The sequence below is a fragment of the Nonomuraea phyllanthi genome (genome assembly GCF_006334985.2).
Taxonomy (GTDB): Bacteria; Actinomycetota; Actinomycetes; order Streptosporangiales; family Streptosporangiaceae; genus Nonomuraea; species Nonomuraea phyllanthi.
Genome location: NZ_VDLX02000023.1, coordinates 77187 through 90351, shown reverse-complemented (window position 1 = coordinate 90351; position 13165 = coordinate 77187). Strand labels below are relative to the sequence as shown.

Below are 13165 nucleotides of genomic sequence, written 5' to 3'. Positions count from 1 at the left end.
CCCGGCCGACGCTGTGGGGTGCCGTTGTTCCCTGGCCGGCGCTGTCGGGTGCCGTTGTTCCCTGGCCGGCGCTGTCGGGTGCCGTTGTCTCCTGGGCAGCGCCGTCGGGTGCCGTACCGTCACCGCCTGCGGCGGCGCCCGGTCGCCGGCGCGGCCGCCGCCTGCCGCTGGCTGCGGGAGACCTCGTCCCGCAGGTGCTGCCAGATGTCGTAGACGATGTCGCCGTACTCCTCCAGATGCCGCAGCTCGAGGACGTCCCGGGGCCGCTCGAAGGGCACGTCGACGAAGGCCTTCGCCTGTCCTGGCTGGGCCGACATGACCATGATGCGATCGGCCAGGGTCACCGCCTCGTCGACGCTGTGGGTGATGAAGACGACCGTCTTGCGGGTCTCGTCCCAGATCCGCAGCAGCTCGGCCTGCAGCAGCGTCTTGTTCTGCTCGTCGAGGGCGGAGAACGGCTCGTCCATCAGCAGTACGTCCGGATCGTTCGCGAAGGCGCGCGCGATGGACACCCGCTGCCGCATCCCACCCGAGAGTTGGTGCGGGTACGCGTCGGCGAAGGCCGACAGGCCGGTCTTCTCCAGGTAGTGGCCGACGGACTCGCGGATCTCCGCCCGAGGGACGCCGCGCATGGTCAGCCCGAACGCGGCGTTGTCCCACACACTCATCCAGGGGAAGATCGAGTCGCCCTGGAAGACCATCGAGTTCCCGGGACGTCCCTCGCCTCCGTGACGGACCTCGACGGCGCCGGACGTCGGGCTTTCCAGCGCGGCCAGCATGCGGAGCAGCGTCGTCTTGCCGCATCCGCTCGGGCCGACGATGACGAGGAACTGCCCGCGTGGGATGTCCAGGTCCAACGAGTCCAGCGCCGTCACCGTCGAACCCCGGACGTCGAACTGCTTGGTGAGCCCGCGGATGCTGATGTGGACATCCGCCGGGTCCTTGTCGCTCACCGCGGCGGCCGGTCCGGTTGTGGAGGCCACGTCTCTACCTTCGTCCACAGTCACTTGCCGTTCCTCCATGGAGTGAGGCGGGCACCGATGGCGCCGAGCAGCAACGCCAGGAGGTAGCCGATGACCGCGATCACCAGCAGGCCCACGTACATGGTCTCGACCGAGTAGACCTGCCAGGCGTTCCAGATCATGTAGCCCAGCCCGCTCTGCGCACCCACCATCTCCGCGATGGCGATGAGGATCAGTCCCAGCCCGACACCGAGTTCGATTCCGGTCAGGATGCTCGGCATCGCCCCGGGGATCGCGACCTTGCGGAAGACGTTCCAGCGGCTGGCTCCGAAGTTGCTGGCGACGTCGTAGTAGATCGGGGAGACGTTCGCCACCCCGGCGGCCGTGTTGAGCGCCACCGGATAGAAGACGCCGATGGCCACCATGACGATCTTCGAGGGCTCGTCCAGGCCGAAGATCAGCAGGATGAGCGGTAGCAGGGCGCTCTTGGGGATGGGGTACGTACCCGAGACCAGGGGTTGCAGGGCCGCCCGGACGGGCCGGTAGAGACCCATCGCGATGCCCAGCGCCAGACCGGGCACCAGGCCGACCCAGAAACCGATGAACAGGCGGCGCAGGCTGGCCCACGTGTTCGTCCAGAGCTCCCCGGACTGGGCCAGCACGCCCATCTGGTGGAAGATCGAGCTCGGCGCGGGGAAGAACCTGGTGTCGATCGCGCCCGCTCTCGCGGCCAGCTCCCAGATCAGCAGGAGGCCGACCGGCGTGAGGACGGCGAGCGTCCGCTCAAGCCGTCGTGACGGCAGAAGCCTCCTGACCGGTCGCGTGGCCACGGGTTCGGCACCCGGTGCGGCGGGCTTCCGCGCTACCTGCGTCATTTCCCTCCCGCCTGATCACTCTGCCCGGCGGCGCCGGCGCCCTCCACGTACTTCATGTCGACCAGCTTCGAGAAGTCCGGCTGCACGTCGGACTCCAGCAGGCCCTGGTCCTTGAAGAACTGGTAGTCGCGCTCCAGGCTCTCCTTGTTCACCGACGCGTCGGCGGACACGAAAGGCGGTGTCGTCTTGCCGAAGGTCTCAGGAGCGAGCCCGATCTTGTCCGCGACGATCGAGGCGACCTCCTCGCCCTGCGCTCCCTTCCATCCGCCGTTCTGAACCGCGTCGTGGTAGTACTTCGCCGCCTTCGCGTACGCGTTCATGAAGCATTGGGCGACGCGCGACCGTTCTGAGGAGAACTTGGCGCTGTAGAGGAGCACCGAGATCTGCTGGTTGTCGTAGACCTTCGTCGAGTCGAACATGCGCACCGCGGCCCCCGACTGCTCGGCGACCGTCGCGAACGGCTCGATCGTGGCGGCCGCGTCGATCGAGCCGTTCTGGAAGGCCGCGACCTGTTGCGGGAAGGCCACGTACTTGTGGCTGACGTCGTCGTACGTGAGGTTCCCCGACCCCAGGACGGCGGAGACCATGGACGACGTCGCCGTCGCCTGCGCCGGCTCCGCCACCTTCAGACCCTTGAGATCCCCGATCTCCTTCACCTTGCCCGAGTCGACGAGGTCCTTCCGGACGAGAATGGGCAGGAAGTCATAGCCGCCCGCGAGTTTCGCCTTGTCAGCCACGATGCGCACGTCGATGCCGCGAGCCACGGCATTGTAGAAGCCGGCCGACGGCGCGCCTGCTCCGATGTCCAGCTGGCCGGACCCCAGGGGCGCGATCATCTTCGCGGCGGAGTCGAACTTCACGGACTCCACCTGGAGGCCCTGGTCGGCGAAGTAACCCTTCTTGTCCGCGATGAACAGGATCGCGTCGGAAGAGCTGTTGAGCGCACCCATTCTGACGTGGGCGTTCTGGCAACTGTTGGCATCAGCCCCACCGTCGCCTCCGCACGCCGTCAGCAGCGGGAAGGCCATCACGCTTGCGAGCGCCGCGGTGAGATGACGATGAGACAGGTTGAGCATGAGGGGGAGTCCTTCTCGGTCTCGGGGATGGCACACCAGCGCTTTCGTCTCGTGGTCGCGTGAGTCCGGGCACGTAAGTGACGAGTCTGCATTCCCGCAGGCCTGTGGCAACCGCCATGGTCATTCAATGAACGGGACCCTGCGGCAGCGGCCACTCGGCTACTCCCGGGCGGGCGGCTACGCCATCTCCAAGAACGGGACCTCACGGGCAGGCTGGAGGTTCACTACAGTTCAGCACCGGACGGCCACTGCGGCTGAATCTCCCAAGCGCGGATCTTTCTGATCCGTCTGTCCGACCCGCATCTCTCAAGCCTGTATCTTCCAGCCCAACGCGCAGGGCGAGTCGGACACGAGGGCGGAGCGCAGGGCTCGGCACCTCCCAGCTGGCCGCAGTCGTCCGGCCGGACGTGGCCAGTTCGTGCACGAAGCCGTCTATCAGTCCGGACACCAGGAGAGGACCCATCCGCTAGCCTGGACATAAGTCACACGTTATAGTGCATGCATGGCCTGGGAGATCGTGCTGCTTGAGCCCGTCGAATCGTGGTTCCTCAAGCTCTGCGAGAGCGACCCAGACTCCGCCGTTCTGATCGAGAGAGCCATCGACCGCCTTGCAGAGGTCGGCCCCGCTCTCGGGCGTCCGCTGGTCGACACCCTGATAGACGGCGACATGAGCAACCTCAAGGAGCTACGGCCAGGCTCACGGAAGCGAAGCGAGATTAGAATCGTGTTCGTTTTCGATCCGGACAGGGAAGCTATCTTCCTCGTAGCGGGCGACAAAGCGGGCAGATGGTCGCGCTGGTACGAGGAAGCGATCCCACTGGCCAAAGCACGCTACACCGAATACCGCGCCGCGAAGTCGGCCGAGACGAAGGGGGAGGACAAGCGATGAGCCCAGGACGCAACTGGCGTGAGGTCAAGGCGGAAGCGCACCGGTTGTACCCCGAACTGGCCGACCCCCAGCGGCAGACCGACGCCGATGCCCATCTGGATGCCTACGTCGCCGGCCACCACCTGAAGGAACTGCGTAAATCGGTCGGCAAGACGCAGTCCGAGGTGGCTGCTGCTCTCGGGATCTCGCAAGCACGCGTATCCCAGATCGAGAACGGCGATCTGGACTCGATGGAACTCGAGACCATCCGCGCCTACGCAGCCGCCCTTGGTGGCCACGTCGATGTGACGATCAGCGTTGGACCTCACTCGGTACGCGTCGCTTGACCTTGAATCGCGGCCAGTAGTGCGCAGCGTTGTCGGTGATGTCAGCCCGTGTTCGAACAGCCGGAACGCCCTACAGGGGCACGTGTTAGCAAGATCTCGATATTGTTCTGACAAACCAAGAAGCCCCTGACGGCATATCGCCTGTCCAGGGGCTTCCTGCTGCAGAGCCGACGAGGGGAATCGAACCCCTGACCTTCTGTTTACAAGACAGATGCTCTGCCGATTGAGCTACGTCGGCGCGGCCTACCAGTGTAGACGCTAGCGACGCCTGTGACGAGCGACTTCATACAGCGCCACCCCCGCCGCCACCCCCGCGTTGAGGGACTCGGCGGCGGCGTGCATCGGGATGCGGGTCACCACGTCGCACTGCTCGCGCACCAGGCGTGAAAGGCCCTTGCCCTCGGAGCCCACGACGATTACCAGGGGCTCGCTGAGCAGGTCGACGTTGTCGAGGTCGGTCTGGCCGGCGCCGTCGAGGCCGATGACGAACAGGCCCGCCTCGCGGTATTCGCGGAGGGCGGCGGTGAGGTTGGCGGCGCGGGCCACGCGGATGGTGGCGAGCGTGCCCGCGGAGGTCTTCCAGGCCCCGCCCGTCACGCCGGCCGAGCGGCGGGAGGGGATGAGGAGGCCGTGGGCGCCGAAGGCGGTGGCGGAGCGGGCGATGGCGCCGAGGTTGCGCGGGTCGGTGACCGAGTCGAGGGCGACGATCAGAGGCGTCTCGGCGGCGTCTCGGGCCAGGTCCACGAGGTCGGAGGGGTGCGCGTAGTCGTACGCCGGGATCTGGAGCGCCACCCCCTGGTGGACGCCGCCCTCCGTGAGGCGGTCGAGCTTGTCGCGGGTCACCTCCAGCAGGGCGATCCCGCGCTCCGCCGCGATCCTGATGGAGTCGCGTACGCGGTCGTCGTTGTCGATGCGCTGGGCGACGTAGAGGGCGTTGGACGGCACGCCGGCCTGCAGGGCCTCGAGCACCGGGTTGCGGCCGCCGATGTATTCGGGGGCGTCTTCCGAGCGCCGCTGCCGGGCGGGGGCGGGACGGCGCCCGCCCCCGCGCTCCTCGCGCGCGATGCGCTCGGTGCGGGCCTTGTCCTTGTACCAGTGGCGCATCTCGGCGGGCGGGGTCGCGCCCCTGCCCTCGAGCCCGCGGCGGCCCTGCCCCCCGGTGCCTTTGGACGGGCCCTTTTTCTTCGCGGGCCTGCCCGAAGCCCTACCGCCTGCTGCCATGGGAACAAGGGTACTCGGGCCGCCGGGCACCTGATCCCACGCCGGAAGGCGTCAGTGGGTGAGCTCCCAGCGGGCGCCGTGAGGAGTGTCCTCGACCGTGATGCCCGCCGCCGCCAGCTGGCTCCTGATCGCGTCGGCCGCGGCGTAGTCTTTGCGCTCCCTGGCCGCCTTGCGCTGCTCCAGCGCCACCGCCACCAGCGCGTCCACCACCGGGGCCAGGTCGGACCCGGCGCCGCGCCACTGCGGGGAGCGGGGGTCGAGGCCGAGCACGTCGAGCATGTTCTGGGTCTCGGCGAGCAGCCGGGCCACGGCCTCCTTGTCGCCCTTCGACAGCGCCACGTTGCCCTCGCGCACCACCTCGTGCACGACCGCGAGCGCCTGGGGCGTGCCGAGGTCGTCGTTGAGGGCGTCCACGAACGCCTGCGGCAGCGGCGCGTCCGCGTCGACGTCGTGGATGACCTCGGCGGCGCGCGTCACGAAGCCCTCGATGCGCTGGTACGCGGCGGCGGCCTCGCGCAGGGCCTCCTCCGAGTAGTCGATCGGGGAGCGGTAGTGGGGCGCCGCCAGGTAGTAGCGCAGCTCCACCGGCCGGACCTTCTGCACCATCTCGGGGATCAGCAGCGAGTTGCCAAGCGACTTGCTCATCTTCTCGGCGCCGATCTTGACCAGGCCGTTGTGCATCCAGTGGCGCGCGAAGCCGTCGCCGGCCGCCTTGGACTGGGCGATCTCGTTCTCGTGGTGCGGGAAGATCAGGTCGATCCCGCCACCGTGGATGTCGAAGGTCGGACCGAGGTATTTCGTCGCCATGGCCGAGCACTCCAGGTGCCAGCCGGGACGCCCGGGACCCCAGGGGGTGGGCCAGGTCGGCTCGCCCGGCTTCTCCCCCTTCCACAGGGCGAAGTCGCGGGTGTCGCGCTTGCAGGACTCGTCGTCGGTGTCGGCGGCGGCCCGCATGTTGTCCAGCTTCTGGTTGGAGAGCTCGCCGTAGTGGTCGGCGTAGGACTGCACGTCGAAGTAGACGTCGCCGCCGGACGCGTACGCGTGACCGCGCTCGATCAGCCGCTCCATCAGCGTGATCATCTCGGGCACGTGCCCGGTGGCGCGCGGCTCGACGGTCGGCGGCAGGCAGCCCAGCGTCTCGTACGCCCAGGTGAAGGCCCGCTGGTTGCGCTCGGCCACGACGAACCAGGGCACGCCCTCCTCGGCCGCCACCCTGATGATCTTGTCGTCGATGTCGGTGACGTTGCGGCAGAACGTCACGTCATATCCGGAACGGGTGAGCCAGCGGCGGAGCACGTCGAAGTTCACACCCGAGCGGATGTGCCCGATATGCGGAGGAGCCTGCACGGTGGCCCCACACAGGTAAAGCGACGCCCGGCCGGCTTCGACCGGAACGAATTCGCGGATGGCGCGCGTGCTGGTGTCGTAGATGTGCAGGCTCACGAACGCAAGGCTAACGCCTCAGACGCTTGGTCACGCCGATATATCCCGCCGTGACATCGACAAATCAGCCCCGCAGCGTGACGCGCTCCGGAGAGATCCGTACGATGAGCCGCTCAGTGCCCGGTTTGTCCTCCCACGACCGCCCCCGGTACTTCTGCGAGAGCTCCTCGATGAGCGCCCCCGAAGGATCGGGCGTCATGGTCACACGCCCGCGTACCTCTACATATCTGTACGGGTCATCCGGGTCGATGACCAGCAGGCTCGCCCGCGGGTCCCGCTCGAAATTGCGCGGCTTCGTGCGGCCCTTCACGGTGGAGAAGAGCACGTCGTCGCCATCCGTACGCACCCACACGACGGTCGACTGCGGACCACCGTCCGGGTTGATACTGGTCACCGTCGCATAATTCGGGGCATCCAAGAGTTTGCGTGCATCTTCCGACAGCTCGGCCATGTATCTCCCTTGATCGGTCCTGGCCCCCATTCTTCTGTAGGCTCGAAACCGCCATGGACGTGACTCCCCCCTCTACGCTCCGCCGGCTGGGCCTCGCTCTGGCCGGGCTCGCCGTCGCCGCCCTGACCGGGGCCGCGTGCGCGCTCTCGTTCGACGACCTGCGCGCGCTGGCCGTCACCGGCGCCGGCGGGCAGGACCTCGCCTTCCTCTATCCCGCGGCCTTCGACGCCCTGCTCGTGATCGCGCTGCTCGACGTGCTGCTGCTGCGCTCGGCCCGGCTGTTAGTTCGCGTCCAGGCGGCGTTCGTGCTGGTCGTGCTCATCGCGGGAGCCGCGGCGGCGAACGTGGCGACGGCGCTGCGGTTCGCGTTCGACGAGCGGCAGGCGGCCGTCGGCGTGGCGCTGGCACCCTGGGTCATGCTGGCCGTGGCGCTGTGGCTCTGGCTGCTGCTGATCAAGCACGTGCAGGCGCATCGGGTGGAGGCCGGTGACGGCGCCGCTGAGACGGATCTCGTCCCCTTCCCTCCGCAGCCCCCCGCTGAGGGGCCGGCGCCAGAGATCCGGGAAGCCCGGCCAGAGCTCCGGGAAGTCCAGAAGGTCCGGGAGGAACCGCCGGGGCCGCAGAACGCCCCTGTGGCCGTTCAGGACGTTCAGGAAGTCCCGGTGGCAGCGGCCGAGCAGGAGGCGCCGGAAGCGCCGGTGGTGGGTCGTCAGGTCACCGAATGGCCCGTCCAGAACGACGACGCGCCCGAGCCGGCAGCCATCACTCCCGAGCCGGAGCCCATCACTCCCGAGCCCGAGACGCGCGCCCCCGAGGCGGAGACGTACGCGCCTGAGCCCGAGACCCGTCCCCTGCGCTGGGGCGATCGGGTGAAGCCGGCAGACGTCCTCGTGCACCCCCGCACGGACGAGAAGGACGCCGACACCCAGCCGCACCCCATCGTGGCGGAGGAGCCGCCCGATCCCGGGCACGGCCCCGAGCTGGCCGACGACGGCGAGCGGGAGGGCGACCACGAGGACGGCCACGAGGACGACCGCGAGCACGACGACGTCCCGGCGCCTTCCGGTCGCCTGCGCAGCACCCCGACGCCCCCCGAAGACTGACCCGACGCCCCCGAAGACTGAGCGGGCCCGCCCGGGACCTCACCTGGTCACCGAGCGGGCCCGTCGCTATTCCGCCTAGACCCTGGAGCCACGCCGCAGCCCCGCCACCAGGCCGACGCCGACCACCGCCAGCACCACCTGCATCACCAGCTCGATCCAGTCGATACCGGGGGTCGTCTCCACGCCGAGCACCTGCGCGATGGCCGTGCCGATCAGAGCGGCCACGATGCCGACGACGATGGTGAGGATCCAGCCGATGGCCTGCTTGCCGGGAAGCAGCAGACGACCGATGGCGCCGATCACGGCGCCGATCACGATGGCGCCAAGGATGGACTCGATTGTCATGACTCGAAACCTCCCCGCGGGAGTGAACGGTTCGCTCCCACGGTGAGGCCGCTACCCGATCTACCGGGTTTATGCGTACTTTTGACGAACGCCCAGGTCAGGTGGGTGTTCCGCGGGTTCCGCGGGTGCTCCGCCCGCCACGTCGGCCCATGCCCAGGCGCGTCACGATGAGCACGCCCACGATCGCCAGCAGGAGTTGGAGCAGGTGCTCGATCCAGTCGATGCCTCTCGTGTCGGCCCAGCCGACCGCCTGCGCGATCAGCGTGCCGATCAGGGCTGCCACGATGCCGACGAGGATCGTCAGGCCGATGGACATGTTCTGCTTGCCAGGCACGATCAGCCTGGCAAGGGCACCGATGATGGCGCCGATGATGATTGCTGAGACGATCGCGCCGATCATGTGTTGCTCCCCCCGAGACGTTCACATGTCTGCGGAAAGACCTACCCTCTGAGCAGGTGAGCAACCAAAGGGAGACGGCGGTCCGTACCGCGCCAGTGACGAACCGCCGCCTCCGGATTCAGCGGGCTGAACAGCGGCCCGCCGGGACACCCTCACGCATCCGTACGTAGGACGCCCGGCGTTCAGTGCAGGTTGACGACGAGAGCCGTCGCGAAAGCCGCGATGCCCTCACCGCGCCCGGTCAGCCCGAGCCCGTCGGTCGTGGTGGCGGACACGCTCACCGGCGCGCCCACGGCGGCGCTGAGCGCCTTCTCGGCCTCCGCGCGGCGCGGCGCCAGCCTGGGCCGGTTGCCGATCACCTGGATGGCCACGTTGCCGATCTCGAAACCCGCGGCGCGCACCTGGCGCGCCGTCTCCTCCAGCAGGGCGACGCCCGAGGCGCCGGCCCAGCGCGGGTCGGAGGTGCCGAAGAGCTGACCGAGATCGCCCAGCCCCGCGGCCGACAACAGCGCGTCGCAGGCGGCGTGGGCGGCGGCGTCGCCGTCGGAGTGGCCCTCCAGCCCGGCCTCGTCCGGCCAGTGCAGCCCCGCGAGGTTGAGCTCGCGGCCCGAGGCACCGGAAGCGAACGGGTGGACGTCGACACCGACGCCCACCCGGGGAAGATTGGTGTTCAGGAGTTGAGAACCTCGTCGAGCAGGGCCTCAGCCTTGTCCTCGTTGGTCTTCTCGGCCAGGGCGAGCTCACTGACCAGGATCTGGCGCGCCTTGGCGAGCATGCGCTTCTCGCCGGCTGACAGCCCGCGCTCACGGTCTCTGCGCCACAGGTCGCGAACCACTTCGGCGACCTTGTTCACATCGCCGGAAGCGAGCTTCTCCAGGTTGGCCTTGTAACGACGAGACCAGTTGGTCGGCTCTTCCGTGTGCGGCATCCGCAAGACGTCGAAAACGCGCTCAAGGCCTTCCTGGCCGACAACATCGCGCACACCGACGAGTTCTGCGTTTTCGGCTGGCACCTGGACGGTAAGGTCGCCCTTGTCGACCTTGAGCACCAGGTAGGTCTTTTCCTCACCCTTGATGGATCGCGTCGTGATTGCTTCGATCCGAGCAGCCCCATGGTGGGGGTAGACGACAGTGTCGCCGACCTGGAAAGTCATGTGACAAGTACCCCTTCCGCTGTACTCCAGGGTACCACGCATCCACAGCCTCCCGGAACAGTGAAATCCTCATAACTGCAGGTCAAGGCCGCATATTGGGGCTTGACAAGCGCTCAACTCTATGTCTGGGATTTCCGGACATAGCGAATGACCTGCAGGGGCGCGGATATGACCATGGATTGAGGTGGATATGGTGGGCGCGGCACATCACGCATGCGCGCTCCCTCCGCCCAGAGCATGCGGGAGCCCTCGGTAAGACCCTCGTAAGACCCCCCGTAAGACCAAGGAGAACCCGCCCGTGACCAGCCGTCGCTGGATTGTCGTAGCCGCCGCGTTCTTGGCAGCCCCCGTGCTCGCCGGCTGCGGGGCCGGATTCGACGCCAACACCAACAAGCCGTACGCGCCCAACGAGGCACAGGCGCTGATCGAGAACGGTGCTTACGGCACGCGCGGCATCCAGATCCCGCAGGCGTTCATCCTCGGCCCCGACTCGGGAGCCCAGATCCCCTGGCGCGGCTCGGCCCCGATCTACCTGAACATCCTCAACACCGCGGGCACCCCCGACACCCTGGAGGCGGTCAACGCGGGCGACATGGGGACGGTTAAGGTCACCGCGCCGATCCAGCTCCCGAGCAACCAGCTCGTGAACACCGGCAAGCCCACGCCCCAGATCATGCTCGAGTCGATCCCCAAGAGCCTCAGGGGCGGCGAAAGCGTCAAGCTGGACCTCCAGTTCGCCAACGCCGGGATCGTGTCCCTGCACGTGCCTGTGGTCACGCGCAGCCGCGAGTTCACGGAGTACCCGCCGGCCCCGGGCGCCACCGCGGCTCCCACGCCGACGCCGTCCGCGACCGCCGCGGAGGAAGAAGAGCACTGACAGGCGAAAACCCTTGTTCCGGTACGCGATCCGTACCGGGACAAGGGTTTCGTCATTCCTCGGTGGCGTCGAACTTGTAGCCCAGGCCCCGCACCGTGAGGATGCAGCGCGGGTTGGACGGGTCGGACTCGATCTTGGCGCGCAGGCGCTTGACGTGCACGTCAAGGGTCTTGGTGTCGCCCACGTAGTCGGCGCCCCAGACCCGGTCGATGAGCTGGCCGCGGGTCAGGACACGCCCCGCGTTGCGCAACAGCACCTCCAACAGCTCGAACTCCTTCAGCGGCAGCTGCACCTGCTCGCCGCGCACGGCGACGACGTGCCGGTCGACGTCCATCCGCACCGGGCCGACGGCCAGCACCGCCGTCTCCAGCTCCTCCGTCACGTCGCCCTGCCGGCGCAGGACCGCGCGGATGCGGGCCACCAGCTCGCGGGAGGAGAACGGCTTGGTGACGTAGTCGTCGGCGCCCAGCTCAAGGCCCACGACCTTGTCGATCTCGCTGTCCTTTGCCGTGAGCATGATCACCGGGACCTTTGAGCGCTGCCGGAGCGAGCGGCACACCTCGGTGCCGGGCAGACCCGGCAGCATCAGGTCGAGCAGCACCAGATCTGCTCCATTGCGGTCGAACGTGTCGAGCGCCTCGGGCCCGGTCACCGCGACCGACACCTCGAAGCCCTCTTTGCGCAGCATGTAGGACAGGGCGTCAGAGAAGGACTCCTCGTCCTCCACGACGAGTACACGGGTCATTTGGCTGTCTCCAGGGGAATCGAGGATGGTACTGCCACCGCCTTGCCGCCGAAGGCGGGCAGGCGGAGGGTGAAGGTGGAGCCGGACCCTTCCTTGCTCCAGACGGACACCTCGCCCGCGTGGGCGGCGGCGACGTGCTTGACGATGGCCAGGCCGAGCCCCGTGCCGCCGGTCGCGCGGGACCTGGCCGCGTCGACCCGGAAGAACCGCTCGAAGATGCGCTCCAGCGCCTCCTCGGGGATGCCGATGCCCTGGTCGCTGACGCTGATCTCCACCGAGTCGCCCGCGGGCCTGACGCTGACGACGACCCGGGTGTGCTCGGGGCTGTACGCCACGGCGTTGTCGATCAGGTTGCGCAGCGCGGTGGCCAGCAGCTCGTCGTCGCCCCAGATGCGCAGCCCCTCGGTGCCTCCCGACACGAGCGTGATGTCCTTGGCGGCGGCCCTGGTGTTGCAGTGGTCGATGGCGGCATGGACGGCCTCGTCGATCAGGACCTGGCCGGGCGTCGGGATGGGCTCGGCGCCCTGGATCCGGCTGAGGGTGATGAGGTCCTGGATGAGGTAGTTGAGCCGGGCCGCCTCCAGCTGCATGCGCCCGGCGAAGCGGCCGACCGCCTCGGGGTCGTCGGCGGCGTCCTGGATGGTCTCGGCCAGCAGGCTCATCGCGCCCACCGGGGTCTTCAGCTCGTGGCTGACGTTCGCGACGAAGTCACGGCGTACGGCCTCGACCCGGCGCCGCTCCGTCTGGTCCTCCGCCAGCACCAGCACCAGGCCGTGCGACCCCAGCGGGGCCACGCGCACCGCGAAGTTCGTGGTCTCCTGACCGAACTTGTGCCCGGCGACGTCGATCTCGCTCTCGCGGATCTCGCCGTCCCTGCGCACCTGCCGGGCCAGCGCCAGCAGCTCGGCCGCCACCAGCCGGTCCCCCTTGACCAGCCCGAACGCCCGCGCGGCCGAACTGGCGCGCAGCACCCTGTCGTGCGCGTCGAGCACCACGGCGGACGAGGGCAGCACCGCCAGCACGGACGCCACGCCCTGCGGCAGCGCCGTACCGGTCTCGACCGGGTCGGGGCCGGCGCCGCGCTTCGGTGCCTCGATCTGATTCCGGTAGAACAGGACCGCCAGCGCGCCCACCACGAACCCGGCCAGGGCCGCGAAGCTCATGGCCATCTCACTCATGTCTCCGATGGTAGGCGGCGTTTTCCCAGCAACAGACCCCCTCATCAGGGCATGAACGGCCTTTCCCGGAAAGTTCATCTGACGGTAGAGGTTCGTTCATCGACCGGCACGTACGGTGACG

Annotated in this window: 16 protein-coding genes and 1 tRNA gene; 4 read left to right on the top strand and 13 right to left on the bottom strand. The window is 68.4% G+C overall.

The genetic code is table 11. From position 1 onward, the window contains the following. Positions 1-119: 119 nt before the first annotated feature. Genes FH608_RS42705 through FH608_RS42695 form a run of 3 tightly spaced genes read right to left on the bottom strand, consistent with a single transcriptional unit; the run spans position 120 to position 2913 of the window. On the bottom strand, positions 120-983 hold the full coding sequence (locus FH608_RS42705) for an ABC transporter ATP-binding protein (RefSeq protein ID WP_226900409.1): 864 nt from the start codon (positions 981-983) through the stop codon (positions 120-122). 20 nt (positions 984-1003) lie between these two features. Further along, positions 1004-1792 (bottom strand): ABC transporter permease, encoded by a 789-nt coding sequence (locus FH608_RS42700; protein ID WP_226900408.1) that lies wholly within the window; start codon positions 1790-1792, stop codon positions 1004-1006. Between the two features lie 41 nt (positions 1793-1833). After that, entirely contained in the window at positions 1834-2913 is a 1080-nt protein-coding gene (locus FH608_RS42695) for an ABC transporter substrate-binding protein (protein WP_139636614.1), read from the bottom strand. Between the two features lie 502 nt (positions 2914-3415). Here FH608_RS42695 and FH608_RS42690 point away from each other — a divergent pair. Together FH608_RS42690 and FH608_RS42685 are read left to right on the top strand one after the other, a co-directional pair. After that, complete coding sequence (locus FH608_RS42690) at positions 3416-3802, top strand: type II toxin-antitoxin system RelE/ParE family toxin (protein WP_139636612.1); 387 nt, start codon at positions 3416-3418, stop codon at positions 3800-3802. Next, the gene (locus tag FH608_RS42685; protein ID WP_139636610.1) at positions 3799-4128 is read left to right on the top strand and encodes a helix-turn-helix domain-containing protein; all 330 of its coding nucleotides are present in this window, start codon (positions 3799-3801) and stop codon (positions 4126-4128) included. The genes FH608_RS42690 and FH608_RS42685 overlap by 4 nt, the downstream gene beginning before the upstream one ends. A 165-nt stretch (positions 4129-4293) precedes the next feature. On the opposite strand, the gene FH608_RS42680 is transcribed toward FH608_RS42685, so the two are convergent. From FH608_RS42680 to FH608_RS42665, 4 genes are all read right to left on the bottom strand, one after another. Further along, positions 4294-4366 (bottom strand) — tRNA-Thr (locus FH608_RS42680). Positions 4367-4386: 20 nt separating this feature from the next. Continuing rightward, on the bottom strand, positions 4387-5349 hold the full coding sequence (gene rlmB / locus FH608_RS42675; protein ID WP_139636609.1) for a 23S rRNA (guanosine(2251)-2'-O)-methyltransferase RlmB: 963 nt from the start codon (positions 5347-5349) through the stop codon (positions 4387-4389). A 51-nt stretch (positions 5350-5400) separates the two neighbouring features. Next, complete coding sequence (cysS, locus tag FH608_RS42670; protein ID WP_139636607.1) at positions 5401-6792, bottom strand: cysteine--tRNA ligase; 1392 nt, start codon at positions 6790-6792, stop codon at positions 5401-5403. 64 nt (positions 6793-6856) lie between these two features. Further along, the gene (locus FH608_RS42665; RefSeq protein ID WP_139636606.1) at positions 6857-7243 is read right to left on the bottom strand and encodes a PPOX class F420-dependent oxidoreductase; all 387 of its coding nucleotides are present in this window, start codon (positions 7241-7243) and stop codon (positions 6857-6859) included. A 53-nt stretch (positions 7244-7296) separates the two neighbouring features. Here FH608_RS42665 and FH608_RS42660 point away from each other — a divergent pair, with 53 nt between their 5' ends. Beyond that, positions 7297-8346 (top strand): DUF2637 domain-containing protein, encoded by a 1050-nt coding sequence (locus FH608_RS42660; protein WP_139636604.1) that lies wholly within the window; start codon positions 7297-7299, stop codon positions 8344-8346. 75 nt (positions 8347-8421) lie between these two features. Here FH608_RS42660 and FH608_RS42655 read toward each other — a convergent pair whose 3' ends face one another. The 4 genes from FH608_RS42655 to FH608_RS42640 form a co-directional block, all read right to left on the bottom strand. Then, on the bottom strand, positions 8422-8691 hold the full coding sequence (locus FH608_RS42655; RefSeq protein WP_139636602.1) for a GlsB/YeaQ/YmgE family stress response membrane protein: 270 nt from the start codon (positions 8689-8691) through the stop codon (positions 8422-8424). Between the two features lie 97 nt (positions 8692-8788). Continuing rightward, a complete protein-coding gene (locus FH608_RS42650) occupies positions 8789-9091 on the bottom strand; it encodes a GlsB/YeaQ/YmgE family stress response membrane protein (protein WP_139636600.1) in 303 nt (100 codons plus the stop codon). Positions 9092-9273: 182 nt separating this feature from the next. Beyond that, on the bottom strand, positions 9274-9744 hold the full coding sequence (gene ispF, locus FH608_RS42645) for a 2-C-methyl-D-erythritol 2,4-cyclodiphosphate synthase (RefSeq protein WP_139636598.1): 471 nt from the start codon (positions 9742-9744) through the stop codon (positions 9274-9276). A gap of 17 nt (positions 9745-9761) precedes the next feature. After that, positions 9762-10244 (bottom strand): CarD family transcriptional regulator, encoded by a 483-nt coding sequence (locus tag FH608_RS42640; RefSeq protein ID WP_020544658.1) that lies wholly within the window; start codon positions 10242-10244, stop codon positions 9762-9764. Between the two features lie 298 nt (positions 10245-10542). On the opposite strand from FH608_RS42640, the gene FH608_RS42635 reads away from it, so the two are divergent. Continuing rightward, positions 10543-11121: a copper chaperone PCu(A)C gene (locus FH608_RS42635; protein WP_226900407.1), complete on the top strand. Its 579-nt coding sequence runs from the start codon at positions 10543-10545 to the stop codon at positions 11119-11121. A gap of 52 nt (positions 11122-11173) precedes the next feature. On the opposite strand, the gene FH608_RS42630 is transcribed toward FH608_RS42635, so the two are convergent. Both FH608_RS42630 and FH608_RS42625 read right to left on the bottom strand, forming a co-directional pair. Next, positions 11174-11866, bottom strand: coding sequence for a response regulator transcription factor (locus tag FH608_RS42630; RefSeq protein WP_139636596.1), 693 nt, complete (start codon positions 11864-11866; stop codon positions 11174-11176). Then, positions 11863-13035 carry a sensor histidine kinase gene (locus FH608_RS42625; protein WP_139636772.1) on the bottom strand — a complete coding sequence of 391 codons (1173 nt, stop codon included), beginning with the start codon at positions 13033-13035 and terminating at the stop codon, positions 11863-11865. Before FH608_RS42625 ends, FH608_RS42630 begins: the two co-directional genes overlap by 4 nt. Positions 13036-13165 lie beyond the last annotated feature (130 nt).